The sequence below is a fragment of the Ochrobactrum sp. SFR4 genome (assembly GCF_019730395.1).
In the GTDB taxonomy this organism is placed as follows: Bacteria; Pseudomonadota; Alphaproteobacteria; order Rhizobiales; family Rhizobiaceae; genus Pseudochrobactrum.
In genome coordinates, this window is record NZ_JAAPBB010000716.1 from 1 (window position 1) to 277 (window position 277).

Sequence of the window (277 nt, forward strand, 5' to 3'; positions counted from 1 at the left end):
CACCGGCACCAGTGGTATCAATAACCGGCACATTCTCGGCTTTGGCGTGAAGATTATGCTCTTTTGAACGCAGCCATGCGCCTTCCGCGCCGCCTTTCAGCACTACAAGGGGAAAGGTTTCTGCGAGCTTATTCAGCGCATCTTGCGGGTCTTCAAAGCCGGTAATCGCTAGTGCTTCTTCATTATTCGGCAGGAAAATATCCACGCCTGCGCAAGCCTTGAGCAAGGCCGGATCATAGATCAGGGTTTCATCCCAGCTCGGATCAAGCGAGACTGT

Annotated in this window: 1 protein-coding gene; it reads right to left on the minus strand. The window is 53.1% G+C overall.

Annotated features, from left to right (window positions below; genetic code table 11):
- The coding region (locus tag HBA93_RS20930) for a carbohydrate kinase family protein (protein WP_286202107.1) at positions 1 to 277 on the minus strand (277 nt) is incomplete at both ends.